The following is a 25969-nucleotide window of genomic DNA, read 5'->3' as shown; positions in this document are numbered from 1 at the left end:
AAATAAATGGTTATTTCGTATTAGGTAACTGGTGGTATAAGATTTTAGATAAGTCATATAGGAGGCAATACATTGAGGTTAATTAAACTATCTGAGTATGATGAACAAACCATGCAATTAGCAAAGGCGATTTATGATGGGCAGGGCCGGATTCTACTTACGGCCAATCATACGATTCATCCCAAAATCGTGGACAGATTGATCCGTTTGGGGATTTCTCATGTTGTCGTCGAGGATGCGGAATCGAAGGGAATTACTTTGGATGAGATGCTTGAGCTGCCTACCTGGCTGGATATTATCCACGCCGTGAAGGAGGCATATGATGCTGCCGCTGGGAATAAGCCCTTGCCTTTACGGCATATTTTAAAGGGAGTTGATCAGCTGATTGACGAGGTTAAGCGCCGTCCCGTCGTCGTGCTTATTCCGGCGACCACGATTGCAGATGAATTGCAGCTGTACGCACACTGCGTAAATGTTGCGCTGCTATCCCTGCAGATCGCCAAGCAAATGGGTTATCACGAGCTGCAGCTTAGAGATTTGGCGGTAGGCTGCTTGCTGCATGACATTGGCAAGGCCGTAGCGGCAGATGAGCGAAAACACCCGGAGGCCGGATTCAATATGCTGCGACAAATTCGCGAGATTAGTCTGTTATCCTCGCATGTCGCTTTTCAGCATCATGAGAAATTCGATGGAAGCGGGTATCCTAGGGCGATTTCAGGCAAGGATGTCCACGAATATGCACAGGTCTGCGCTGTAGCAAATACGTACGAGAATGCATTGTCCAAAGAGAAAATGTCTCCCCATGAAGCCGTTGAAGTGATCATGGCTTTGAACGGCACATCGTTCAATCCGGAAGTCGTTGATGCGTTCATTAAATCCATTGCCCCATATCCTCCGGGGACGAAGGTCGTCTTAAGCAACGGTGAACAAGCTATCGTTATTAAAATCATTTCGCATATGCAACGCCCCGTCGTCCGTATATTGGCGACCGAGCAGGAGATTTCGCTGGCAGACCATCCTTCGCTGATGATTACCGGTGAACTTACCCTCAGCACGACTTCATCTGGATAGACAGTTAGGCCAGGGCAGTATTGTGTCAAATCCATCCTACTAGGCATATCTTAGATAGACGTTTACCTATCAAGGAGGATACTCATATGATCGATCCTGTTCTGCAATCTCCAGATCTTCGGCTGGCGGCTGATTCCAACCAGGTGCTTAACTACCGCCGCGATCCGCAAAATTATATTACTCAAGTTTTCGGCGCACAGCTTCCCGCGATAAAAACCGGTTTTTTCAATGTCCATTTAACCAGGGGCATTATCATCCAGCCGCATTGGCATACGAATGTCAACGAGATGGTCTATGTGATCAGCGGAGATGTTATTACTTCCGTTTTTGATCCATTCACTCAAAGGCTGATGACTTATTATTTGAAGCCCGGCCAGATCTCTCTGTTGCCAAAGGGCTGGTTTCACTGGATTATCGCGGAAAGCGATCATGCGCATCTCCTAACCATCTTCGATCAACCTACACCGGATATCGTATATGGCTCCGACTTTCTGCGCTTCGTCCCCAAAGAAGTCATGCAGCGGGCTTATTGCGTGAATGAAGAGGATTATGCCAGAGCGGTAGCGCCTATACGCGAATCCGTTATTCTGGGGCCTCCGGTCGGATGTGGCAGCAGTATGGCGAATTCTCCCTATCCGAGATAGTTTTAAAGACGAGCCTAATCCAAATTGTACAATTCAGCATAAGCTGCTATAATTGGAACGTTATTTCATGGAGAGATATCCATGGAGGAGGGGCAGCTTTGTATTATAGGTGCATCATGTTCATTCGTTTAAGGTAGTGAGAGGTACAGAACTATAATCCCCCATTTTTTATGAAATGGCTTGGGTTTATTTGTTGTGTACCTTTTTCATTCCTTAATCCAAATGAATGAGGTGCATTTTTTGTGTCCAAAAATAAAATAAATTTCTCCGCGCAGCATTTGTTAATCAACAAGCGACTGGTGGGAGAATTAATTGAGATGGCCCAAATAAGCCGTAAGGATACGGTACTGGATATCGGTGCTGGGGTAGGGGCAATCACCTTCCCTTTGTCCGAGAAAGCAGGTACGGTTGTAGCTATTGAGAATGATTCTGCTTATATTAGCAAGTTGTTAAGAAAGACGGAGGGAAAAAAGAATATTCGCGTCAAATCTATAGATTTTTTGCAATATAATCTACCGACAGGATCGTTTTCGGTGGTTGCCAATATTCCATACTCGATTACGACACCCATTTTCGTTAAATTGCTGGATCAGCCAAATAGCGGGCTGCAGCGAGCCGTGATTATCGTTGAAAAAGGGGCGGCCAAACGTTTCACTGCTGTTCCAACGATAAACCCGCGCATTTTGAAATGGAGAATGTGGTATGATATCCGGCTTGTCAGAGCCGTATCGCCAAGCCATTTTTCTCCACCGCCCAGCGTGGATTCTGCGATCCTCCTTGTGACTCGAAAGCAGCGACCTTTAGTTTCTCCGAATCACCATGCAAAATTTATGGGGCTGGCCGCTTACGGGCTTCAATTTCCGCAAATGCCGTTTTTTGCCGCTTTAGCTGGGATCTTTACAGCGCCGCAAATTACGCGCTTGGTGAGGCTCCTAAGCGTCGATCGAAATCAACCCATCGGCTCTCTGAGCGAGCAGCAGTGGGGGGAACTGTTTCTCGCTATGCTTCAGCATGTGGATCCGGTTCGCTGGCCGAGGGTTCCGAAGCGTAAAAAACAGAGAAGATAGCACGTATATGACACTAAATCATCATGCTATAATTATCTTAAGTTTTATCTTTGAGAGGATCGACTTTTCCATGAAAGAGAAAATACGAGACCTTCCGGTTTCGCCGGGTGTATATCTGATGAAAGATTCCCAGGGCGGAGTGATATACGTTGGCAAATCCAAAAATCTCAAAAAAAGAGTGCAATCCTATTTTTATAATAATAATTCGCACTCCCCCAAGATAAAGAAGCTGGTTCATCACGTCAAAGACCTGAAGTGGATCGTTACGGACACCGAGTTTGAGGCCTTTATGCTCGAGTGCAGGCTCATCAAGGAGATGAAGCCGATGTACAATCGGAAGATGAAAAATCCGCTAGGCTACTCTTATATTGTCTTGCGGCAAAAGGATGGCTTTCGCCGGCTTGAAATAACGAATACTCTTGAAGTGAAGGGTACCGACAGCCCTATCATCTTCGGACCCTATACAGCAGGCAGGAATACGGTAGAAAATGCGATGCAGAGAATTCAGGAATGCTGCAAAATCGCTTGCAATAAATCCCTCGCAGCCCCTGCTTCAAGCATTCCTTGCTTGAATTACTCGCTCGGCCTGTGCCTGGGGATGTGCCTCGGCGGGGCGGCCGCCCAGCAGTATCATGAGATCCTGGATCGACTCATTGCTCTGCTTGAAGGAACGGATCGGAGCCTGTACGAAGAGATGGAGCGCAGTATGCTGGAGGCAGCAGAGCAATTCGATTTTGAGCAGGCGGCGAAGTACAGGGATGCGATTGAGGCAGTAAACCTGCTTTTAAGTAAAAAGCAAGTAATTGAATTCACCTCAGAGAACCACCGCATCGTCGTCTTTGAATATTTAGAGGAAAACTTAATAAAGCTATTTCTGATTAAGCGGAATGAGGTGCTGTACAGCGGCAAATATTCTGTAGCTTCGTCTGCGGAAATCGAGATGCTGCATACGAGGGCCAGAGATCTCATTCTCAGTTATTTTCAGGGAGATCATCGATGCGGCATGAACGAGGTTTCCCGGGATGAAATCGATGCCGCACAGATTATTTACAGCTATCTGCAGAGCAGCGCGTGCCATCATCTTGTCATTCCGGAAACATGGATGGAAACAGAAGGACAATGCGAGATGGACGGAGCGCTTCAGCAATTTTTAAGTTTCGACCAGCCAGCTTAATTAAGTACAATATGAGCCAGATGCCGAAAGGAGAAGCACGATGATCCATATGAAGGAAGAACCCGTTGTTAGAACCGGGATGTTAATTCGCCGACCGGTACAGGAGGTGTTTGAGGCGATCATCGAACCATCGATTACGACTAAATTCTGGTTCACCAAGAGCAGCGGCAGGCTGGAAGCCGGCAAGCGAGTACGTTGGGAATGGGAGATGTATGGCGTCGGCACGGACGTGGATGTATTGGAAGTAGAAGCGAATCGTCGTATTCTGCTCAATTGGTCACCGCCGGACATCAATTCTGTAGAATGGATCTTTACGCCGCTCGGAGATAGCGAAACGTACGTTAGTATTATTAATGCGGGCTTTAAGGGGGAAGGAGATCGTATAGTAAGCGAAGCCCTGGACTCGATGGGCGGCTTTACCATGGTGCTATGCGCATTAAAAGCGCTGCTGGAGCATGGCATCGTGTTGACTGTCGTTGCGGACAAGGCTCCTCCCGATCCCATTTAATGAACGTTTCTGAATAGAAACCCACACACTTCCTTTATGGTTGCATTCGACCGATGAAGGAGGTGTTTTTTTATGACTGAAAAGTGTATTTTTTGTGCTAGCCTAGACTACCTTCTCTATAATTGTCACAAAATTGACAAATATAGGATTATAGTATAATATAAATAAATCCATAATATTCCATATACCAAATCCTCGCTACTTATATCCCCCAATGATCGCACTAGTCATCTATTCATCTCTCTTAATCCCTGTCATCAATTCCTGAACAATGACTTCAAGGAATTAGACCCTCCCTCTTCAGGATTTGATAATAAAGTATGAAGAAAGGAGGAATGCGGGGCTTTTTCAAGCTTGTATTTCCGTTATCTTTGCTAGAAAGAGGTGATTCTAAAATTCAAATAGAGTTGGTCGTGAAGCAATCTTATCCTATCCCAATTATAAGGAGGAAGATGGAATGACAGCTCATGTGATGATTGAACGTAAATATTCGAAAGTAAAAATGTTTCTGGTGGCTGCGGGTGCAATGCTTGTTATGCTGGCTTGTTCAGCGATCTTTGCTGATAGCGCTTCCGCGCATGGCCATGTGACCGATAGCCGTGCGGATTTATGTGCCAGAGGGGAGAACGTGAACTGCGGCAGGGTCATCTACGAGCCGTTCAGTGTAGAAGGGCGGGGGGATTTCCCTGAGATCGGGGTACCTGATGGCCAAATTGCCAGTGCCGGAATATTCCTGGAACTGGATGAGCAGACCGCTACGCGTTGGAAAAAAGTCAATTTAACGGGTGGAGAGCATACGTTCCACTGGGATATCGTAGCGAACCACAGCACGAATACTTGGGATTATTATATTACCAAGAAAGGCTGGGATCCGAATTCGCCGCTTAAGCGGGCGGATCTGGAGCTGTTCTGCAGATATGTTGATGATGGCGCCATCCCGCCGGATGATGTAGACCATGATTGTTTCATCCCGAATGATCGCGAAGGCTATTATGTAATTGTCGCTGTATGGGATATCGCCGATACCGATAATGCCTTCTATCAGGTCATCGATGCGAATCTGAGCATCAACCCGTCAGCGCCGACTACTCCGGAGCCAGGTTTCCCAGGTGACCCGAACCGCTTCGGTGAGCATTTGGTCTGGAATGCGATCAGAATCTATAATACGGGCGAAGTCGTCATTCATAATGGGCAGTTCTGGGAAGCCCTGTGGTGGACACAAGGCCAGGAGCCGGGAACTACAGGCCAGTGGGGGCCATGGAAGCTGATCGGCGACGCTCCGCCTCAGTAAGGCTCATCACGCTTTAAATAATGCATAATAACGAGCTTGTCTAATATCCACAAGCAAGCAGGTGCCCAAATGAGCGATATTTGGGCACCTTTATGAATTCGGCAATACGAAATTGATAAATCGTAAGGAGCCTTGATGTTTAAAGATATTTGTGGTATTATTAAATTTATCGAAATTGAAACGAATTCACACGTTGAACAGAGTCTCATTTTATGATGGAACTTTTCTCAATGTGTGAATTTTTTTGTTTGTGGGAAAATGATCATGTTAAATAATATTTTGGAGGTAATGACATGCAAACAGGTACAGTAAAATGGTTTAACGCAGAGAAAGGCTTTGGCTTCATTGAAATCGAGGACGGAAATGACGTATTCGTGCATTTCAGCGCGATCGAAGGCGAAGGCTTCAAATCGTTGGACGAGGGTCAACGCGTTCAGTTCAATGTAACGCAAGGCAATCGCGGACCTCAAGCTGAAAACGTGACGAAAATTTATTAATTTTTGATTAGGGCTGCTCCTGAATAGGGAGCAGCTTTTCTTCTAGGGGGAGAACTGGCCATCGTTTTCTAAACTTCATAGAAATGGGGAATGTTTAAGTGAAAGTTAACTTGAATTTTACAAACAAAGGACAAATCGCTATTGATAATTTCGACAACAGTGAACTGATCGAAATATTCTCAAGATACATGAAAACCCTAACGAAACAATTTGCCATAGAGACTACGGTTCCGGTTGAAGCCAATCCGAATATCAGTGAAGAAGGCCTTTTGAGAGTATCTTTGGCGAACGTCAACTGCGACGTAAATATTTTCTTTAAGGAGCTGGGGAAAGATATTAAAGTTCCTTTGAAGAAGAGACTCGATAAAAACGGAAAATTGGACGGCGTATTTAAATTAGAAGTTGTCGAATAACCGAAAAAAACCACTTATTTATGCAAGTGGTTTTTTTTGTGCTTGTTAGAGTTCCACAAATAGGCAACATACTTCTTGGCACCGTAGGAAATAATGGTGGTTAACTATAGCCATCTATATCACAGAGAAGGTGACCAAGTGGAATTACATAACGATAACAACACCTATAAGCCCGGAGATATCGTCTACGTTTTTTACCGTAACCCGCATACCCAGGATGTAGCCCAGATCCAACAGGCGGCGGTTGTGAACAATCCGGACAATCCGAAGGAGCTGGCTATGTTTCTATACGAAACGTATTATCCGCTCTCCCGTGAAATGGCGGTGTATGCAACAGAGGAAGAGGCAGAGCTAGCCTATCAGCATTATTTCGGTTCTGCTGTGTCCGAGGGGAGCTTTGAATGATTAAGCCTTTTACGCCGAAGCTGGTCTATTTTGAACCGGATGCCCTGGAATATCCGCTCGGTAAAGAGCTGTATGATAAATTCTCCAACATGGACGTCGAAATCCGCTACACCACCTCGCATAATCAAGTCAGGAATTTGCCCGGAGACAACGACTTTCAACGATACCGGGTCGCAAAATCTACACTGGTCGTCGGCATTCGCAAAACCCTGAAGTTCGATACGTCCAAGCCTTCGGCGGAATATGCGATTCCCTTTGCGACAGGCTGCATGGGACATTGCCATTACTGTTATTTACAAACAACGATGGGGAGCAAGCCGTACATTCGAACGTATGTCAACGTAGAAGAAATATTGGAGGCGGCGGATCAATATATAGAGGAGCGGGCGCCTGAGGCGACCCGATTCGAGGCCTCCTGCACGTCGGATATCGTAGGAATCGATCATCTTACGCATACGTTGAAAAGAGCCATCGAGCATTTCGGTCAATCCGAATATGGAAAACTGAGGTTCGTCACGAAATTTCACCACGTGGATCATTTGCTCGATGCGAGGCATAACGGCAAAACGCGGTTCCGCTTCAGCGTCAATGCCGACTATGTCATTAAAAATTTTGAGCCGGGAACCTCTCCTTTGGATAAAAGGATCGAAGCAGCGGGCAAGGTGGCCAGAGCCGGATATCCCCTGGGATTTATCGTAGCTCCCATATATCTTCATGAAGGGTGGGAGGAAGGCTACTATCACATGTTTGAGCGCCTGGATGCCGAACTGCCGGAGGATGCGCGGGAGGATATCACGTTCGAGTTCATTCAGCATCGGTTTACCAAGCCGGCAAAGCGGGTGATTGAGAAAAATTATCCGATGACCAAATTGGAGCTGGATGAGGAAAAGCGAAGATACAAATGGGGCAAGTATGGGATCGGAAAATACATTTACCCGAAAGAAGAGGAAGAGGATCTAAAAAGTCATCTTTACGGCTATATGGAGAAATTTTTTCCTAAGGCGAAGCTGGAGTATTTCACGTAAGGAGGATGTGACTTTTCCCATAGCACGACACTTCCTGTTTTGTTATTCCTACTATAGGAGGTGGATTTCGCATGAAAGTCAGTTATCCATTAAAAGAAACGGCCGATTTGAAAGAAATCAAAGAGTCTCTAAAGCCATTTGGCGGCCGTTGCGCCAAAATTGTAGAAGGAACGCTGGAATATCAAATCAAGGAAGAGAACGAGAGCGCAGCCTATGACGCGCTGAAGGATAAGGGCTATATCGATTAAAAAGTCAGGAATGATCCTGACTTTTTTTTCGCCATTATTTTTTCAAAACGGGTATCCATATCTCGCTTTTAAAAACGGGGGAAGAAACATCCTTGCCCTCATTCCACAGCATCTCCGGTCCGATCGCTAATTCATAATTCGAGGAGGGGAACCATTCCGAATAAATGCGGCCCCACACATTTTGCAGCGTTTCTGGAAACGGCCCAACGGCTTCGAACACAGCCCATGTTGAGGCCGGGACATCAAGCTGTGCCAGGTGATCCGGACACGGCTTGGTGGTCGCTGCGCCGATATAGTGATCAAGCTCCCCTTGCTCCTCCATGCGTCCTTCCGAGAAGTTCGTCGAAGCGCTGATCAAGCCGATCGGCTCCACATTAGACAGTTCTTTGAGCTGCCCAATCGTTTCCAAGTCCAGGCTTTCCCACATCGAAGCAATCTCCGGATTAACCCCGTTGAATAGGATCGGAACACGCTTCATCAGTCCCACAATGCAAAAAGCTTCTTTCTCCTCGATGCGATAATTCATTTCGCTTCCTCCTTTAATGGATAACTGGAAGGTCATACGCGGATAAGCTTTAAGGGAATGACCGTCTCTTCTCGCCTCGGACGGCGTGATGCCATGCAGGCTTTGAAAAGCCCGCCCAAAAGCATCCGGTGAGCTGTAGCCATATTTGATGGCAATATCAATCACCTTGACACGGCTGTCGCGAAGCTCAAAAGCAGCAGCTGTAAGCCGTCTGCGGCGGATGTACTCCGATAACGGAACTCCTGCAAGAAAGGAGAACATCCTTTTGAAATGATATTCGGAGCAGGCGGCCAGCCTAGCAACCTCTTTAAAGTCGATATCGCTCGTAAGATGGTCTTCGATATACTTCATCGCTTCATTCATTTTTTTTAGCAAATCCACGCAGTTGACCTCCTTTATCCTTACAATACCAGGGTTGAGTTCAGCATTCCCGACATTTTGTGCACAGCTTTGCAGGGTTTCTTCAGGAATGGATATTGATCGAGGAGCCTTCGGATGAGCCCATTACGTGCCTTCTTCCTAGCCCTCGTGAATTCGGGCACTGTAAATATTGCGCTCCCTTCTATTATGAACGACTTGCAAACAAATGTTAATTCCATCCAGTGGATCGTTACAGGATTTATGCTGGCCATTGGATCGATCGCAAGAAAAACCAATGCATAAAGGCTTCTGGCCTTTTATTTATAAGGCCTGCAAGGGCCTTTTTTTGTCGCGATATGGAAGGTCAAGAACTGGAGTTAATCCAATATGAGGGAATTTTGTATGAAAAATACAACTTTTGCTGCATACAATTTGTTTATAGAGATGAAGTCTATTTTGGAGAGGAGAAGGATCAGGAATGAAGCTGCTGTTTTTTATGCTGCCGTATCATGGTCATATTAATCCGACTTTATCCGTAGCAGAAGAGCTGGTTCGCCGCGGAGAGCAAGTCGTGTACTACACGACAGAGGAGTTTGCCGCTAAGGTTGGAAGCATTGGGGCAGACCTCCGAATTATCGGAAAGGAATACGGGTTTCAAATGGAGGGGCCGGATGATCAGCCATTGACGGCTGCCCTTCGTTCAGGAGATTATTATGTGGACAATCTGAACCGCCATGTTGAAAAAGCCTACGAACTCCTGGAGCATGTACGCCAGGAGAAAGCGGATGGTGTTGTTTGCGATCCGATGTGCTTGTGGGGACGTACTATTGCCGAACGGCTTAAGCTGCCGCGGGCCTTATTCTTTTCTGGGATTGCCGTAACCGCGGATTCTCCCGTATTTGATTATTTCTCTCGGTTGTTTGATGGGGATATTCCGGAAATCGTGATAAACATGTTCCTGAAGCGGGAGCCGCTAATGCTCGCTCCGATTCCAAGGGAATTCCAGCCAGATTCGGAGTATTTGGAAGATGCCTTCGAATTTATCGGCCCAAAGGTCGTGGACAGGGGCATGGAGACGGAGTTCCCGCTTGAGGAGATAGCCGGTCATCCCACGATATATATATCGCTTGGAAGCGTGATTAATAATCCTCGATTCTATGAGCTTTGCATCGAAGCCTTTGCGGGTACTCCCTGGAAGGTTGTCATGGTCTCTAAGACGCCGCTGGAGAAGGTTCCGGCCAATTTCCTCGTCTCTCCCTTTGCTCCCCAATTGAAGATTCTGCAGCAAGCGGATTTGTTCATATCGCATGGGGGCATGAATTCAGTCATGGAATCGCTCTGGTACGGCGTACCACTCCTGATGGTGCCGCAAAGCTCTGATCAACCGCTCGTGGCCGCTCGGGCCCAGCAATTAAACTTAGGCCGGAAGCTCGAGCTGGAGACGATTACGCCAAGTCGGCTGCTGGAGAGCGCTGAGGAAGTTCTCGCCGACCCTGTGATACGGAAGAGCGTACAGGAGATGCAAAGAATCCTGCACCACGGCGGCGGAAGCAAGCGGGGCGCTGACGTATTACAGCAGTATTTTGCGGTGCCGGTATTCGATTAAACTGAATCGGGCGACAGCAAGCCTCCCAAAGTAGCTTTGGGAGGCTTTGTTCTGTTGTATCTTTTTAGAGCATAAAGCACGAATTTGAAATACAATAGGGTGTAAAGGTACATAATAAATGGGTAATCATGATTACCGGTTCGGGCCAAATAAAATAACTTTTGAGAAAATAGGAGATACGATGACCGAGAACAAAACAACCGCAGAAGCAGGATGGAACTTTGATAACAGTTATGCTGGGCTGCCTGAGGTATTTTATACCTTGCAGAATCCGGCGCCTGTTCGTGAACCTAAGCTGGTCGTTCTAAATGAATCGCTGGCGGAATCACTTGGGTTGAATGCCCCAGGACTAAAGGATAGTGTAGGCGCAGCCGTGTTCGGCGGCAACGAAATCCCCGAAGGCGCCTTGCCTCTGGCTCAGGCGTATGCCGGGCATCAGTTCGGCTATTTCACTATGCTGGGCGACGGTCGCGCCGTGCTGCTGGGCGAGCAGCTGACACCCGGAGGGGAACGGGTAGATATCCAGCTGAAGGGGTCAGGCAGAACACCCTACTCCCGAGGCGGGGACGGCCGCGCTGTGCTTGGGCCGATGCTGCGCGAATATATCATCAGCGAAGCTATGCATGCGCTCGGCATCCCGACGACGCGGAGCCTTGCGGTAGTGACGACCGGGCAGCCGGTCATGCGCGAGTCGGAGCAGATCGGCGCGATATTGGCTCGCGTGGCCGCTAGTCATATCCGGGTCGGCACTTTTCAATATGCTGCGTCCCGAGGAGAGCGAGAAGAGCTTCGCGCCTTGGCGGATTATACCCTGCAAAGGCATTATCCCGAGGCAGCGGCAAATATGGAAGCAGGCAAGAATCGTTATTTATCTTTGCTTCGGGAAGTGATTAGCCGTCAGGCCGAGCTTATTGCGAAGTGGCAGTTGGTTGGGTTCATTCACGGAGTCATGAACACCGACAATATGACCCTGAGCGGAGAGACGATCGACTATGGGCCATGCGCGTTCATGGATGCATACGATCCGGCGACCGTGTTCAGCTCCATTGATCGTGAAGGACGTTATGCCTATGGCAATCAACCCTATATCGGCGCATGGAACCTCGCAAGATTAGCGGAAGCTCTGCTGCCGCTGCTGCATGAGGACGAGGAGCAGGCCTTGAAGCTTGCGGAGGAGGAGATTGCCGGCTTTACCGAGCAGTTCCATCGCCACTGGCTGGCCGGGATGAGTGCAAAGCTGGGACTATTTAACGCAGAGCCGGAGGATGAGTCTCTCATAAAAGAGCTCCTTAAGCTCATGCACAAGCACCGTGCGGATTACACGAATACGTTTCGGGCTTTAACCTTCGGTAAATGGGAGGAGACGGAGCTGTCCGAAGCTGCGGAGCTTGAACCGTGGTTGAAGCGGTGGCAGGCGAGGCTTGACAGACAGGAGGAGACCCGGGAAGCTTCGCATCAGTTGATGCGAGACAGCAACCCTGCGGTCATCCCCCGCAACCACCGGGTGGAGGAAGCGCTCGAGGCCGCGGAGAAGGAAGGGGACTACGGCGTGATGGATCGGCTGTTGCGTGTTCTCGCGAATCCTTATGCGCATACAGCGGAACAGGAGGAATATTGTTCGCTCCCCGAACCTTCTCTGCGCCCTTACCGAACCTACTGCGGAACCTGATCGTCGTAAATAATCGTGGGATATCTGATAAAAAAAGTAGTAAACAACAGTTGATGTTCATAAGAATATAAAGGTCGTATATATAAAGGGCTTAGTGATAAGCCCTTTTTTGCTGTACATACAGCTAGCAAGGTGCAGCAATTAGGGTGAAAGGAGGAGTTGCTCAGGGTGATATGAATTAAAAAAGTATAACATATAAGTAAAAATATTCAATTTTAGTATTGACGGAGCCCTTTATTTATAATATAACCGATGTATGAATGGAAAACTATGTCTTTAATGATAAAAGGAGGGATTTGATATGAAGCTTAAAGATTTTTTAACGACAGATGAGCACTTGGTTAAAGCTCGTGAAAAGATTGAAAATCTATGGGCCTACGGCATTGATTTCTCCAAAGAAGAAGTACAGGAAGCAAAGGAACAAAATAGGATGCTGCTTCTCGATATGGATTTCACCAGCGAATGTAAGCTGCACTGTTTTTACTGTGATCGTACGCCAGATCGGTTTAACCAAGGAGAACGTAAGAAGCTTACCACAGCCGATCGCAAGAACCTGATTTTGCAAGCCAAAGCTTTGGGGGCCCGTACCGTTGAGTTTCCAGGCTCCGGCGAGCCCATGATTGATGAGGGCTTCTGGGAAGTCATTGAGTTTGTACATCAGAATGATATGACCCCTGTCATATTTACGTCGGGCTGGCACTTGGATGATGAATCTATCGATCGGCTATATAACCTTGGTGCAACTATCTTTTTGAAGTATAACTCTTCCAGCGCGGAAGTTAACGACAAGATAGTTAAAGTTAAGGGGTATGGGGAGTACGTTGAGAAAATATTGGAAAAGCTCGTTGCGAAAGGCTTCAGTAATTGTGTCCCGACTCGATTAGCGATCGACATCGTCATCACGCCTAAAAATGAAGACCTGGAAGATATAGAAAATATTTTCCGCTGGTGTCGGCGTAATAATGTTCATAACTATATTGTGACCTTGATTCCTGAGGGAATCGCGGATAATAAGTCAAAACTGTTCGAGAAAGATCGAGCGAACTTTTTTATAGAACGGTTAGCCGAAATTGATCGCGAGGAATTTGGACTGGAGTACGACGCGGTTCTCCCGATGGCCGGCGGATATCGTTGTCGTCAAGTAAATGTGGGCTTATTCGTTAATCTATATGGGGAAGTATATGATTGCAATGGATTAGGCCGATTCTTGGGTCATATCAACGTAAATAGCATGGAAGAGATTTGGAAGGCAAAGTATGCAACCCATTTGCGTCAGCATGATCAAGATGGCCATTGCGTGGTTCGCGAACGCGTGTGGGAGGAGACGAATCTGAAAGGCTTTGACCGCAAATTGGAAGAGTACTATGAATGGGAAACTGCAAACGGTTCGGATCATATTCTCATCCAAGGACTTGAGGAGCGCGAGAATCCTAGCAAATCTCTTTCTTCTGCACATGAAATCACTAAATAATAAGGTTTAAACAAGGCACAGCTGAAGGTAGTCACCTGATTACCTTCAGTGATCTATTTTATTGAGCTTTGTACATAATGAAGGAGAAAACGGTACATACTTTTTCACTTATAATCATTTAGGAAAATGAAGGTGAAATGAATGAATTGGAAAAGAAATGCTTGGCTGCTGATCGGCGGTCAGAGCATATCCATTGCGGGCGATAGCCTGATGATGATGGTTTTACCGCTGATGGTTTTAGATTTAACCGGGTCAGTTTTTCAAGTAAGTATTGTTTTTATATTGACCCAATTACCTACATTTTTTGGTTTTCTCTCAGGAACTTTCCGCCGCTTCTACCGACCTAAAATATTGATTGTAAGTTATGACTTTATTCGCTTCATCATACTCCTGATTACCAGCGTATTTATGATCTTTCAAGTGTCCATTTATGCTGTTTATGTCATGGTCTTCTTATTTAATATTTTTTCAACCCTTTTTCGTCCGACTCGGATCGAATTTATTACACATATTGTGCCGGAAGACTCCTTGCAGAGGTTTAACTCGGTAGACCGTACCTTTGAGGCAGTAGCCTACGCAATTGGCTTCGGGCTCGGTGGATATGCCTATTTCTATTTATCCATGCCTCAGATCTTTGCATTAAATTCTCTTCCTTTTTTACTTTCAGGAATCTCTCTGCTTTTTATGCGCTCAAAGGAGCTAGCCGAAAGTGGCGCGGGGAGCCAGCCATCCGATAAAGTGAAATCGTCATTTTGGCGAACTGCGTTGTCTGTGAATAAGCGGCCAATGTTATCGTTTCTTGTATATGGCGAGACGTTGGCTGGTTTAGCCTTTGGGGTTTTTATGTCTTTATTTGTCGTGTATGGCCGCCAATTTTTAGGCGTAGATTCAATTATGCTTGGCCACTTAGAAATGGTTCAAGCCCTTGCGGCAACGATTGCCGGACTTTTATTATCATTCGGCCTATTAAAAATATCCGAGAGAGCGCTTGGTTTTTTTGGCTACTTCGGGATGGGGCTTTCCATGCTCCTTTTAGGTGTGAATTCCATGATATGGATGACTTTTTTGTTAATGACCTTCATCGGGGCTTTTAACATGTTATACAGTATCGGAGTTCGTACTCTTTTGCAGAAGAACAGCTCTAATAAGGAAATGATTCATATTTTCGCTCTTGAATCCATTCTTTCGCGCTCCTCGCTGATTGTAGGCTCTGGTCTGGCGGGTTTTATTTTAAGTACAACCAACTTAACCGTAAATTGGGTCATCTTCGCTTCAGGCATCCTACTTATACTGGTTAGTATATGGGCGATTAGAGCATTATTTACAAGAGGATTTGAATCCAAGGGGAAGGATGTGGGGGTATGAGCAAGCACATCGTTTTTATTGAAATGAGTCTAACAGGTGCTGGAGAAAAGGCCGTAGAATATGCAGTAAATTGTGGTTACGAAGTGACTATCGTTTCCCGTACTCCTCATAAATATGATTCCACCATCTTAAAAACGGCAAAAGTTTTTGAATGCGATACTAACGATCTTGAACAACTGGCCATCGGAATTTGCAAATTAAATGACAGGAAGAAAATTGATGGCATCACTACCACCGCTGACTTTTATGTACCGCAGGCTGCATATGCTGCCGAGAAGCTTCATCTAATTTCGATGTCATACGATGCAGCTGTAAGTGCTCGTAATAAATATTTGATGCGGCTGCGCCTTCAAGAGCATTGTCCTCATTTGAACCCGCCCTTTCGCTTGGTCAATTCAGTAGTAGAGGCTCTGGATACAGCAGGAGCATGGGGCTATCCCATTATAGCCAAGCCGCTGGATGCCAATGATAGCTTAAATGTAAGACGAATAAAATCGCCTGTTGAATTAGAGCAATATATGGAGGAAGCCAAAAATTGGGGACATTATGGGGCTGCGAAGGATTATGCGGGTTCTGTACTTCTTGAGGGTTATATTGAGGGCGAAGAGTACAGCATAGAAACAGTGCAGCATAAAAATGGAGACATCCAATGCATGGGGGTTACCGGGAAAGTGTTGATTGGCGGAGAGAGGGGCTTCTTTGTTGAGGCGGGTGTTCTATTCCCGATTCGAACTCCCGAGGCTGATCTTTTGTACAAAGAGGTTGCTCAAGCGCTTGGCAAACTGCAGATTGATTGTGGCGTTATTCATACGGAATGCCGCATTAAGGACGGCAATGTTAAAATTCTGGAGATCAATCCGCGTTTAATGGGAGATATGGCTGGCAGTCATATGATTGAAGCTGCATTAGGGGCAAACCCCATTCAGCAGGTTGTAGAGATTGCGTTAGGAAATGAAGTGCCATGGAAGCCTTTGAAAGAGGAAGGTGCTGCCATGTTTGGAGCTATTATTCCGAGCACGGGCATCTTTGCAGGAATTGAAAATCTGGAGGAGATCCAACGCCTTCCCGGAGTACAGGCCATTAAAATTGTTGCCGAGGAAGGGCAGCGATATGTTAATCCACCGGAATCAAACGGCGATATGCTGCTGCGTCTAGTGACAGGAGCCGAAACGCCAGAGAAGGCTCTGAAATTAGCTATGGAAGCCGCTGCTGCCGCAAAAATTAAGGTTCTTTCATAAATGCTAAGGCTGCAAAATGTAAATTTTAGGGGAGATAGCTAATGTCATTCGTTCTATGTGACAACATTAGAAGTTATTATGCTTCTTATCTCCAATCCGTCATTGGGGACTCAGCAAGCATTCCTATTTTTACCCGCCGAGTGGAGGCAACTCGAGCTTACCTTGAACGCATGGGGTATGTCATAAATTCGGAGCACAGCCTCTCTCAAGAGTCTATGACTTGTGCAGATGAATTAAATGAGCTAATCGATCGGGAACAATGGGAGGAAATTGCAAGCTTTTATCAGCGCTATTCAAAAGGTAAATCCGTAAGAAGTGGAGCTTATATCGTAGGTGTAGGGCGCAGTGCCGGATTAGGCGTTCTTCGAGCTTTAAGTGATGGCAGAGAATTTGTGGCGGTAGGTTCTTTGAGGGATGAAGCTTTATCGAAGCTGTATGACGTTGCTCAAAGTATTTATATTGTCATGGAAGAGCTAACGGATCAAGATGCCAGCTATATCATAAACAGGTCACAAGAAATATCTAAACGTGAGGCGTTAATTGACGTTTCCATCGGCTTCTTGCACGGTAGAACCTTCGAAACTATGACATTACTAGATGCGAAGCAGAGGATGGAGGTACTAACCTCTGCAAATCATGAGTTATCTGTCAATGTCATCGTCGATTCCTTTTTGACGGAAGCTCCCCAAGAAAAGGCCGATGATTTGGTAGTAAAACCGTATTTGGAACTAAATAAAGGGGCGATTACTGACAGAGATTCGATTCATGTTCTGTCCATTACCTCGCATGGAATGAGCGATTTAATCCATTTAAATGCTGACTTCATTTGCGGGAAGAGTCCGTTCCTTGGCATTGACCCATATACGACTAACCGTTTGCCATCTTGCATGGAAGACGGCGGGTTTTGTTTGTTCAAGAGGAATGGAAGCCCATTACATGGATATGAAATTAAAGCAAATCACGTTTTCATTAACTCCTGCGGTTCATTACGTTTTCTTGAATCTACCTTTGACCCGCTGTTTAACATTGGCTATTCCATGCTCGAAGGTTTTGCCACAAGCTTTGTCGGGGCTCTTCGATGGAAGGATGGTCACGGCTCAGAAAGCTTATTGTACTATCATTTGCTAAAAGCCGGATTTAGCATCGGTGAAGCGGTAGCCATTCTTAATCGGGCCTTGCTGGCTAATCAGTTCGAGAATTCCTCCAATGTCTTTGGGCTGATCGGCGATCCGGAAGCAAGACCATTTGAAAGTCCTTCCAATATGGATTGTTATGAAATTACCGATTATAGTGAACAGGTGAAGGTAAATATTAAGAATGGATTTTCACATGTTAAACTTATTTCTCCGGAGCTGACTGAAGGCTACTTAAATCAAAAGATATTTTTATATGTCAAAGACAAAACCACTTATTATATTACATGCATCCCCACGAGAGATAAGACTGCTCTTCATATCTTCTTATACAGCTACGAGCATAGAAACTCAGAAATTGATCTTGAAATCGAGGATTTCAATCAGACATTTACGCAAATTCTTCATAAATACCATCTAATCGATCAAAACTTGAACAATACGCTTGGATTAAATAAGCTTTATCCCTATTGGATAAAACAAGGAGGAAAAAAGAATCTAGAAAACCGCCTTCTAAATATTTCAAGGCTGTATAAGTCTTACTATACGAACAATGGTATTGTTAATAAATTATTGAATTCGAGTCGCAAATTTATTGCTGAAGTGGATAAAATTGATTTTGATATTGCCAAGGCTCTATATGATTCGGTATCCAGTACTTCATTTCGTTTCTCTGAATACTATCAAGAGAATTTTTTCCTGCAGCCTGGTGAAGCCGAGCACAGCTGTTACATTTGCGGAAACAAACTAATACTGCGAACACTAAAACATATTTTAAGGCCTGACGTGCAGCGAACAGAAGCCATTTGTACGAATTGCGGCGGAATAGAAGACAAGCCAGACCATGCCATCTCTCTTCAAATTGACTTTAATGCGTATTTTGTAAGGGGAAGTAAGAGCAGGGTGAATTTAAAGTTACAAAATCATTCCCATACAACATACGATGGTTACTGTTTAGTGTCGATTCGCAAGAGCTCTGAGTTTGAACTCCGGCCGATCATGCCGATTCAAAAAATAACGATTCCCCCACACGAAAGTAATGTGTCCGAATTTGAGATCGTGGTAGGCGCTGATGTACCTATTCACCAGTATTCTATGCAGGCGGCCTTTATCACAACCAGTCAGATTTATTTAGGGGGACGCGGGTTTTGGGTCATAACAGAGGCGTCAAACACTAATTTAATTGGAGGATAAATAAGATGGATATTGACAAAGTAAGAGTTGTTAATGATCCAACCGTGAAATGGATCGCAGATCATTGGCATGACAATCATGGAAACAAGTCAAACGATTTGACGTTTGGTTTCCTGAGCATTCCATTCGACTATGCAGTTAGCCATCGCCCTGGAACACGGATCGGTCCCCAGACCATCATTGATACTTTAAACAGCTATAGCCTCTATTGCGCCGACAAACGTGTATCTCTCGAAAATACCGTATTTCGTAACTTAGGCGCGGTTGATATCGTTCATGATTTGCAGCAATCCTATGCCAACATGGTGGAAGCAGTCAGCACGATACCCAAAGACATTCTGCCGATCTTTCTTGGAGGGGATCATTCCATTACTGATCCTATTATCCGTGGGATGAAGAAGCGCATAGAAGGCAAGTCTATGGGCATTATTATGTTTGATACTCACTTCGACTTCCGGGATCCCTTGCCAGGCAAAGAGCACTCGGGCCATTGGCTAAAAACGCTTGAAAATGAAATTGATTATAATAGTTTAGCGATTATCGGGATCAGTGCCCCCATTTACTCGCCGGCCTACATGCATGAACTTGAGAAGCGTGGAGCACTGATAAAAACCGTGTACGATTTACGTAGACAAGGACGTGAGTCTGTTGTAAAGGAAGCTGTTGACCATGTTCTGAATAATGCGGACGGCATCTATTTCACGGTTGACATTGATGGCATTGATCAGGCGTTTGCTCCGGGATGCAGCGTACCTAACCCGAGTGGGTTATATCCTTTTGAGGTAATGGACAGTATTTTTGAAATCTCCAAGATGGCACCGGTTTTTGGCATGGATATCAATGAAGTAAGCCCTTGGTTTGATCATCCGCAAAACTTTACAACCCATGTAGCCGCGCACATTCTGTTGAATTTTATGGCTGGAAACGTGAAGCGGCTATCCGAGTAATGAAAGTTGGAAGTTACTTTTAACACGAAAAGGTTAAGCATTTATTAAAGCGACCGCATCCGGGGAATTCAACAAGAAGCGGTCGCTTTGATTTAAAATAATAGTAAAAGTCGCTTGCTCAAGACTCATACTCGGATTTCAATATCGACATAATATGCAGCGATTCATATGATTCTCCATTTTTTACGCACTCCCTAAGCGTTCCTTCTAAAGTAAAACCCTCGGCTTCATACGTGCCTTTCGCCCGGCGATTAGTGACTTTTACATCTAACCATAATCGATGGGCTTTTAAATCCTCAAATACCCATTTTTTGATCCATTGAAGAGCCTGTTTGCCATAGCCCTTTCCTTTCTCATCAATCACGATCCTCGTAAATTCTACATTATTGTTATTATTATGTAGATCAGAGATAATGACGAAACCAACAGGTTTGCTCAGCTGTTTATCTTCGATGATCATGTGCGCAATATTTTCATCATGGATGGCATGTTCATGCTGTCTTCTTTCCCAAATGGTTATGTATGGCTTATTCTCTTCTTTGGATTCTAAGGTTAGAATAAATTCTAAGTCACTTAAGTTACTTCTGCGAAGAAGAATTTTCGAAGAATATTCAACATCACGATAAAAGCTCATTTATTGTACCTCCTGCGAATGCAAATTAATGTGGGAACTATCAGATGATTGGATTAGTTTTAATTTATACCAATTCGTCCAATTTTTAAAGTTGATTTATGATTATGCTGATGTAGTAGACTGGAAAGAAAGGATTATCCATATTATTCCCTGAGATTAGGAGCTTCCTATGCGTACATATTGGGTTTGGCTGGTTTTATTGAGTGTGGCCTGGATTTGTGCACTTCAGCATGTATCCTCGGAAGCGGCAATGCTGGCTCCCAGGCTGATGGGCAGTGCTTTGTTTTTTGCCGCTTATTTTATTTCTCCGGTTCTGCGAGCGAAGCCGATTCTGCTTGCGATCAATCTAAGCCTGGCTTCGATCGTAGCTAGCAGCGTATTCTGGCCTAACCCTCTGGGTACGGCTAATCCCTACACGATCCTCGTGCTGTCCATGCTTGCCGGGAAGGCTGTGTTCCGGCTGCCGCCGGTTCATGCCAGTCTCGTCGGCATCGTACTTCTCTTAAGCGCAGCGGCTCCGGCTGCTGCCGGTTATCCTTCGCTGCCGCTTGTTTTTATCGGTTTGTATGCTCTTATGCTGACGGCGGCGCTGACCGCATTTCGCATGATTTGGCAGCAGGGCGAGGCGGCGGAAGCACGGAACGAGGCGCTGTTAAGCGAGTATCGGCGAATGAAGCGGCATCTCGCTTCTGGTGAGGAGCTTGCCCGTCAAGAAGAGCGTGCCCAAATCGGCCGCGAAATTCATGATTCGGTGGGACATAAGCTGACGGCTCTGATGATGCAGCTCGAAGTGTTTCGCATGCAGGCCGAGGGCGAGGCGGAGGTTCAGGCTCGGAATCTGAAGGAGCTGGCGCGGGAGAGTCTGGAGGAAACGAGAAGCGCCGTCAAAGCCTTGAAGAGCAATGAGCCCGGCGGATTGCCGGCGATCATGAGGCTGATCCGCAAGCTGGAGGCGGAGAGCTTGATCAAGATTCACTTTACGGTGAAGCATGGGGCGATGTCCGCGCCGTTAACGAATGAACAGTCCATTGCGGTATACCGCGTTGTGCAGGAGGCATTGACGAACATTATGAAGCACAGCAATTCCCGGGAGGCCGAGGTCGCATTCGAAGCGCCCGGGGGCAGCGTGTTCCGCTTTGAGGTTTCGAATCCCGGCGCAAGTGCGGATCATTTCCAGGAAGGCTTCGGCCTGCAATCGATGCGGGAACGAATCGAGCGAAATCACGGCCGATTCGAGGTTATTCAACACCATGATCGCTTTATCGTGAGCGGTGTATTGCCGTTAAATTTACATATGAACCAAGGGGAGACGACCCGATGATTAGAATTTTACTTGCCGAGGATCAGGCCATGGTACGCCAGGGCTTAAAAATGATGATAGAGACAGATGAGGGGCTTCGCGTTACGGGAGAAGCGGTGAATGGCCGGGAGGCGGTTAAGCTTAACGAGCTGCATTTATTCGATCTGGTGATCCTGGATATTCAGATGCCGATCATGAACGGTTTGGAAGCGGCCCGAATCATTCGCAAGAGGTGGCCGGAGCGGAAGGTGCTTATGCTGACGACATTCAATGATGACGAGTATGCGCTGGAGGCATTGAAAAGCGGGGCGAGCGGGTACTTGCTCAAGGACGCCGAGCCTGAGGCGCTAATCCGCTCCATTCGCAGCTGCATGTCCGGCGGACTATCCTTGCAGGATGACGTTGCGGCCAAGGTGATTCCGCGGCTGCTCCGCCGAACGGAGGAGGAGGAAGAACGTGCTGTCGATCCTTCCATTACTCCGCGTGAGCTGGATATTCTGAAGCTTGTCGGCGAAGGGCGCAGCAATCGGGAAATTTCCGAGGAACTGGGCTTGTCCGTGGGAACCGTGAAGAACCATATGAGCCAGCTCATGGATAAGCTGGAATTGCGTGACCGGACGCAGCTCGCCATTTATGCGATCCGCCATAATGTCGTGTAGTCCGCAGGATGGTTGAAGCAAATTCAAGGATACATGACTAGAGTCATGGGTAGAGCGTGAACGAATGACGAAGGACAGTGTGAGCACTGTCTTTTTGTTTGTATACTGACGAATATAAAGCATTGGCGTGCGGATTTAAAGGAGGCAGACGATATGATTGAAGCACTGGAGTTAAGAAAAGTATTTAAAGGGAAAACCGCAGTTGACGAGGTCAGCTTTTATTTGGACAAGGGGGAATCCGTCGGCTTGCTCGGGCCAAACGGCGCGGGGAAATCAACGACGATTTCGATGATCTCTTCCTTGTTAAAGCCGAATGCAGGTGATGTAAGGCTGAATGGAGTGAGTGTCATCGGCAAGCCGCAGCTTATACGGCAGGTACTCGGCGTAGTGCCGCAGGAAATTGCCCTCTACCAGGAGCTGAGCGCCTATGAGAATTTAAAATTTTTCGGCCGGATCTACCGTTTGAAGGGCAAAGAGCTGGAAATGAAAATTCAAGAGCTGCTGGAGATGGTTGGACTGCGCGATAGGCAGAAGGAGCTTATTAAAACGTACTCGGGCGGCATGAAAAGAAGAATCAATATTGCCGCAGCCCTGCTGCATGATCCGAAAATTGTAATTATGGATGAACCGACGGTCGGTATCGACCCGCAGTCGCGGAATCATATTCTGGATACCGTCAGGCTGCTGAATCGCGAGAAAGGAACGACGGTTTTATATACGAGCCATTACATTGAAGAAGTCGAACAGCTTTGCAGCCGGATATACATTATGGATCATGGCCGGATTATTGCTTCGGGGACGAAGGAGGAGCTGCGCCGGATTTTATCCGGAGAAGACATGTTGTCATTGCAGCTGGATAAGCCGAGCAAAGAGCTGGTTCAGGAGCTTCAGTCGTTAGCGCCGATTCGGCAGGTGGAGGAAACCGAGAACGGGCTGAAGCTGATTGCCGCCAAGCAAAGCAATTTGCTATCCCAGGTCGTTCAAGCAGCCGAACGGCATCATGTTCAGATCATCAGCATACATGTGCACACGCCAAGCCTGGAGGATGTATTCCTGCATCTGACCGGGCGAACGCTGAGAGACTAAGGGGGGAGCTCATTTGATCCCGTTTTTTAAGAAGGATTTTCTGGTTTTCTGGAGAGATCGGAAGGAGCTGCTGGTCTCGTTCATTACGCCTCTGATTCTCATTACTGTGCTTGGATTCGCTTTGCCTGGCTGGATCGAGAAACCGACAGAGTCTTTGGAAATGAAGGTCGCCCTCGTGAATTTGGATGATGAGCCGGCCGCCTTGCAGCAATTCCGGGATTCATTGCCCTCTCACAGGGCAGAGGAAGCAGGGAAGCAAGCTGCGGAGTCGCGATTGGAGTCCTTATCCCTGAGCCAGTCACTTGTGGAGCTGCTTCAGTCTGAAGAGGTGAAAAGCATCGTCCATTTGCAGGAGCTAAACAATGAAGAGGCACACCAGCAGCTGCAGGAGGAACAGATCGAGGCCATCATCACCATACCGGATGGATTTACGCTTGCGGCGCTGAACAAAATAGTATTTAACGATGGGGAGGGGGCTGCACTCCAAATGACAGCTGGGAAAGCTTCCCTCCAGGTCGATGTACTGCGAGATATCCTTGAAGGATATGTGCAGACGCTTAATTTCCACTCGGCGTTACATCATGTGGGGGGCACGGACACGGCAGCCGCAGCCGCTTCTTCGCTGGCTGATATCCATGCTGTGGGCGGCCGTGAGATATTGCCCGGCGTTGAGACGGTCACTTCCTTTCAATATTACGCCCTGGCCATCAGTATCGTGTTTGCTTTGCTCATTTCCTCAACGACGGCCACCAAAGCCACGACCGAGAAGCGAGAGCATACGCTGGAGCGCATTCTGCTTACGGGATCGCATCCCGTGCAATATTTATCCGGCAAAATAAGCTCCACGTTCTGCTTGGCCATGCTGCAGCTCACAACAATATTGCTTATATCGCATTTTGCCCTAGGGATATTCCCGGGCCGCTCGCTGCCATTCTGGCTGGGCATGTTCTCCGTCCTGATTCTCCTGGCGCTTTGCGTGGGAGCACTGGCTGCGCTGTTTACCGCCTTGGTGTTCCGTTTGGAAGACAGCGCTGCCAACGGCATTACATTTCTTTTTATATTAATTGCCGGGACGATTGGCGGCAGCTTCGCACCGATCTTTGTACTGCCGGGCTGGCTGAAAGCCGCTGGCGAATGGACGCCAAACGGGTTAACGCTTGCCGTGCTGATGGAATGGCTTCAAACGGAGACGGCTTCGAGTCTGACCGTGCCGATGGTGAAGCTGGGTATATTCGCCGTTGGCGCAGCCTGTATTGCCATTTGGCTGTTTCCGAGAAGGGGGCGTATCTGATGAATCCGATATTTTTAGCACAGTGGATGAAGGAAAGGCGTTCTCCGATCCTAGTTCTCGCCTTTTGCGGGCTTAGCATCCTGGCTACGCTAGTGTTCGGGCTGGGCATGGACAATAAGATCAAAATCGGCGTGTTCCCGTCACAAGGCATGGCAACCTCTGTCGTTGAACCGTGGATTGAGCGTTTAAATGAGAGCGATGCAATTGAATTCTTCCTGCAGGACGAACAGAAGGCACGCTCGGAAGTACGCGGAGGCCGTGCGGATGCGGCGCTGCAATTGATGGAAAGCGACTACCGGTTGATCGCCTCCATCGATAATCCGAATGTACAGATCGTAGAGCAGCATGTTCGCACCGTGTTTATTGAGGAGCTTCAATTGCGAGCGGCAGCGGAACATGCTAAAGATCCGGAAAGCTTCCGGCAGGAGGTAGATCGTTATCTGGAACGGCCGCCGATCAGCGTGGAGCTGCGTGCAGCCGATGGAAGCGAGCTGGCCCGATATGACATGGGTCTGCAGCTGCTGTTCACATTCACGTTATTTCTCGCCACCTTTACGGTTGGTTTCAAGGTGAATGCCATTACGATGGAAAAAGCCTCGGGGATCTGGAGCCGGATGATTCTTTCGCCGATTCGCAAATCGGAGATGTACCTCGGGCATCTGGTATACAGCATGATGATCGGTTTTATGCAAATCGTCGTTGTATTTCTGTTATTCCGTTACGTTATCGGATTCGATATGGGGAACAACTTTGGCATGCTGATTCTAATAGCGGCATTGTACACCTTGACGATCGTTGCTTTTTGCATACTGATTGCGGGAATGGTTCGGACGCCGGAACAATTTAACATGGTATTTCCATCCTTGATTCCGATCATGCCGATTTTAAGCGGTGGCTACATGCCGCCGGGGACGATCACGAATAAATTCCTGCTCTTAATATCTGAAGTGTTCCCCTTGAAGCATGCTCTGGACGCACTGACGGGGATTGCAATCTACGATAAAGGCTGGTTGGATATCTTCCCGTCGATTGCCAAGCTGTGTATCATTGGGGTGATCTGTATGGGACTTGGAATTAACTTGATGGAACGGCGCAGGGGTTAACATCAACGGTATATTTGACAAAATAGTATGGAATGACGGACAGA

Annotated in this window: 26 protein-coding genes; 24 read left to right on the top strand and 2 right to left on the bottom strand. The window is 46.9% G+C overall.

The features are described from left to right. Positions 1-72: 72 nt before the first annotated feature. The 11 genes from ACE3MQ_RS03090 (at position 73) to ACE3MQ_RS03040 (ending at position 8343) form a co-directional block, all read left to right on the top strand. Positions 73-1071 carry an HD-GYP domain-containing protein gene (locus ACE3MQ_RS03090; protein WP_379390483.1) on the top strand — a complete coding sequence of 333 codons (999 nt, stop codon included), beginning with the start codon at positions 73-75 and terminating at the stop codon, positions 1069-1071. A gap of 86 nt (positions 1072-1157) precedes the next feature. Then, positions 1158-1715 carry a cupin domain-containing protein gene (locus tag ACE3MQ_RS03085; RefSeq protein WP_379390481.1) on the top strand — a complete coding sequence of 186 codons (558 nt, stop codon included), beginning with the start codon at positions 1158-1160 and terminating at the stop codon, positions 1713-1715. Positions 1716-1957: 242 nt separating this feature from the next. Then, positions 1958-2782, top strand: a complete 825-nt coding sequence (erm, locus tag ACE3MQ_RS03080) for a 23S ribosomal RNA methyltransferase Erm (RefSeq protein ID WP_379390479.1) — start codon at positions 1958-1960, stop codon at positions 2780-2782. 70 nt (positions 2783-2852) lie between these two features. Next, positions 2853-3956, top strand: a complete 1104-nt coding sequence (locus ACE3MQ_RS03075) for a GIY-YIG nuclease family protein (RefSeq protein WP_379390477.1) — start codon at positions 2853-2855, stop codon at positions 3954-3956. 40 nt (positions 3957-3996) lie between these two features. Then, the gene (locus ACE3MQ_RS03070) at positions 3997-4464 is read left to right on the top strand and encodes an SRPBCC family protein (protein WP_379390475.1); all 468 of its coding nucleotides are present in this window, start codon (positions 3997-3999) and stop codon (positions 4462-4464) included. Between the two features lie 457 nt (positions 4465-4921). Next, positions 4922-5755: a lytic polysaccharide monooxygenase gene (locus ACE3MQ_RS03065; protein ID WP_379390473.1), complete on the top strand. Its 834-nt coding sequence runs from the start codon at positions 4922-4924 to the stop codon at positions 5753-5755. A 293-nt stretch (positions 5756-6048) separates the two neighbouring features. Further along, a complete protein-coding gene (locus tag ACE3MQ_RS03060) occupies positions 6049-6252 on the top strand; it encodes a cold-shock protein (RefSeq protein WP_379390471.1) in 204 nt (67 codons plus the stop codon). Between the two features lie 98 nt (positions 6253-6350). Continuing rightward, complete coding sequence (locus ACE3MQ_RS03055) at positions 6351-6665, top strand: hypothetical protein (RefSeq protein ID WP_379390469.1); 315 nt, start codon at positions 6351-6353, stop codon at positions 6663-6665. A 138-nt stretch (positions 6666-6803) separates the two neighbouring features. Further along, complete coding sequence (locus ACE3MQ_RS03050; protein ID WP_379390467.1) at positions 6804-7070, top strand: transcriptional regulator SplA domain-containing protein; 267 nt, start codon at positions 6804-6806, stop codon at positions 7068-7070. After that, positions 7067-8095: a spore photoproduct lyase gene (splB, locus tag ACE3MQ_RS03045; RefSeq protein WP_379390464.1), complete on the top strand. Its 1029-nt coding sequence runs from the start codon at positions 7067-7069 to the stop codon at positions 8093-8095. Before ACE3MQ_RS03050 ends, splB begins: the two co-directional genes overlap by 4 nt. A gap of 71 nt (positions 8096-8166) precedes the next feature. After that, positions 8167-8343, top strand: coding sequence for a hypothetical protein (locus tag ACE3MQ_RS03040; protein WP_379390462.1), 177 nt, complete (start codon positions 8167-8169; stop codon positions 8341-8343). Positions 8344-8377: 34 nt separating this feature from the next. Here the strand turns inward: ACE3MQ_RS03040 and ACE3MQ_RS03035 are convergent, their stop codons facing one another. Further along, positions 8378-9250, bottom strand: coding sequence for an AraC family transcriptional regulator (locus tag ACE3MQ_RS03035; RefSeq protein WP_379390460.1), 873 nt, complete (start codon positions 9248-9250; stop codon positions 8378-8380). A 114-nt stretch (positions 9251-9364) separates the two neighbouring features. On the opposite strand from ACE3MQ_RS03035, the gene ACE3MQ_RS03030 reads away from it, so the two are divergent. From ACE3MQ_RS03030 to ACE3MQ_RS02995, 8 genes are all read left to right on the top strand, one after another. Continuing rightward, on the top strand, positions 9365-9532 hold the full coding sequence (locus ACE3MQ_RS03030; RefSeq protein ID WP_379390458.1) for a hypothetical protein: 168 nt from the start codon (positions 9365-9367) through the stop codon (positions 9530-9532). 175 nt (positions 9533-9707) lie between these two features. After that, complete coding sequence (locus ACE3MQ_RS03025; RefSeq protein WP_379390456.1) at positions 9708-10835, top strand: nucleotide disphospho-sugar-binding domain-containing protein; 1128 nt, start codon at positions 9708-9710, stop codon at positions 10833-10835. A gap of 181 nt (positions 10836-11016) precedes the next feature. Further along, positions 11017-12504 (top strand): protein adenylyltransferase SelO, encoded by a 1488-nt coding sequence (locus ACE3MQ_RS03020; protein ID WP_379390454.1) that lies wholly within the window; start codon positions 11017-11019, stop codon positions 12502-12504. 301 nt (positions 12505-12805) lie between these two features. After that, entirely contained in the window at positions 12806-13975 is a 1170-nt protein-coding gene (locus ACE3MQ_RS03015; RefSeq protein ID WP_379390453.1) for a radical SAM/SPASM domain-containing protein, read from the top strand. 141 nt (positions 13976-14116) lie between these two features. Further along, entirely contained in the window at positions 14117-15340 is a 1224-nt protein-coding gene (locus tag ACE3MQ_RS03010; protein WP_379390450.1) for an MFS transporter, read from the top strand. Further along, positions 15337-16578: an ATP-grasp domain-containing protein gene (locus ACE3MQ_RS03005; RefSeq protein WP_379390448.1), complete on the top strand. Its 1242-nt coding sequence runs from the start codon at positions 15337-15339 to the stop codon at positions 16576-16578. Before ACE3MQ_RS03010 ends, ACE3MQ_RS03005 begins: the two co-directional genes overlap by 4 nt. 41 nt (positions 16579-16619) lie before the next feature. Then, the gene (locus ACE3MQ_RS03000) at positions 16620-18905 is read left to right on the top strand and encodes a hypothetical protein (protein ID WP_379390446.1); all 2286 of its coding nucleotides are present in this window, start codon (positions 16620-16622) and stop codon (positions 18903-18905) included. Positions 18906-18910: 5 nt separating this feature from the next. Then, a complete protein-coding gene (locus ACE3MQ_RS02995; RefSeq protein ID WP_379390444.1) occupies positions 18911-19852 on the top strand; it encodes an agmatinase family protein in 942 nt (313 codons plus the stop codon). Between the two features lie 118 nt (positions 19853-19970). Here the strand turns inward: ACE3MQ_RS02995 and ACE3MQ_RS02990 are convergent, their stop codons facing one another. Next, the gene (locus ACE3MQ_RS02990) at positions 19971-20486 is read right to left on the bottom strand and encodes a GNAT family N-acetyltransferase (protein ID WP_379390442.1); all 516 of its coding nucleotides are present in this window, start codon (positions 20484-20486) and stop codon (positions 19971-19973) included. Positions 20487-20655: 169 nt separating this feature from the next. On the opposite strand from ACE3MQ_RS02990, the gene ACE3MQ_RS02985 reads away from it, so the two are divergent. From ACE3MQ_RS02985 to ACE3MQ_RS02965, 5 genes are all read left to right on the top strand, one after another. Beyond that, the gene (locus ACE3MQ_RS02985; protein ID WP_379390439.1) at positions 20656-21807 is read left to right on the top strand and encodes a sensor histidine kinase; all 1152 of its coding nucleotides are present in this window, start codon (positions 20656-20658) and stop codon (positions 21805-21807) included. After that, positions 21804-22445 carry a response regulator gene (locus ACE3MQ_RS02980; RefSeq protein WP_379390437.1) on the top strand — a complete coding sequence of 214 codons (642 nt, stop codon included), beginning with the start codon at positions 21804-21806 and terminating at the stop codon, positions 22443-22445. Before ACE3MQ_RS02985 ends, ACE3MQ_RS02980 begins: the two co-directional genes overlap by 4 nt. Positions 22446-22598: 153 nt before the next feature. Then, a complete protein-coding gene (locus ACE3MQ_RS02975; RefSeq protein WP_379390435.1) occupies positions 22599-23531 on the top strand; it encodes an ABC transporter ATP-binding protein in 933 nt (310 codons plus the stop codon). A 13-nt stretch (positions 23532-23544) separates the two neighbouring features. Further along, a complete protein-coding gene (locus tag ACE3MQ_RS02970) occupies positions 23545-24822 on the top strand; it encodes an ABC transporter permease (RefSeq protein ID WP_379390432.1) in 1278 nt (425 codons plus the stop codon). Continuing rightward, positions 24822-25925 carry an ABC transporter permease gene (locus ACE3MQ_RS02965; RefSeq protein ID WP_379390430.1) on the top strand — a complete coding sequence of 368 codons (1104 nt, stop codon included), beginning with the start codon at positions 24822-24824 and terminating at the stop codon, positions 25923-25925. Before ACE3MQ_RS02970 ends, ACE3MQ_RS02965 begins: the two co-directional genes overlap by 1 nt. Positions 25926-25969 lie beyond the last annotated feature (44 nt).

Source organism: Paenibacillus lentus (genome assembly GCF_042714055.1).
Lineage (GTDB): Bacteria > Bacillota > Bacilli > Paenibacillales > Paenibacillaceae > Fontibacillus > Fontibacillus lentus_A.
The sequence above is the reverse complement of the archived record's forward strand: the minus strand, read 5'-3'. Positions and strand labels throughout refer to the sequence as shown.